The following is a 530-nucleotide window of genomic DNA, read 5'->3' as shown; positions in this document are numbered from 1 at the left end:
AATCACTCGATTACCAGAAAACTTTCTCGGCATCAAGGATACCGACCTGCGGGCATGCGGTTGTGATAAGAGCGAGATGGTAGGTTCCCGCCCTTCCGCTGATTCTCTTACCTATTGAAAAATCAAATAAAAAATCCCGTACCACACACATTAGTACGAGCTTTACAATATCTTACAAATTACTTTTAAAAATAAGAGTAATAAGAGCATTACCGAGATTATTAATAGATCTCAATACTAAATATTCTTATCTTCCTCTTTTTCTAGTAAAGCTCGACATATCTTGGCCTCTTTAAGCGCATTTTTTGCCTCATAAGAGGAGAGATGTCTATGTAGATAATAATCTGCCTTAACCCTATTTCTCCGTTGTTGCTCTAATCTCAATCCAAATGATCTCAAAGTTTTTGAGTCAACTTTTTCATTGAGATGCTCTTTTGTATCGCAAAGATAATTGATTAAATTCTGTTGCTTTTTAGGTGCATTGAGAACAAAAGAATTGATCAAATGTAAAGAAGAATAATATGAACGAG

General features: G+C 35.1%; 1 protein-coding gene. It reads right to left on the bottom strand.

Going from position 1 to position 530, the window contains the following annotated elements; translation table 11 throughout:
- Positions 1–237: 237 nt before the first annotated feature.
- Positions 238–530, bottom strand: a 293-nt coding sequence (locus FK530_RS27735; protein WP_205124287.1) for a hypothetical protein, incomplete at its 5' end; no start/stop codon positions are given.

This window comes from Tsukamurella conjunctivitidis (assembly GCF_007858475.1).
Classification (GTDB): Bacteria; Actinomycetota; Actinomycetes; order Mycobacteriales; family Mycobacteriaceae; genus Tsukamurella; species Tsukamurella conjunctivitidis.
This window is presented reverse-complemented; position numbering and strand designations above follow the sequence as displayed.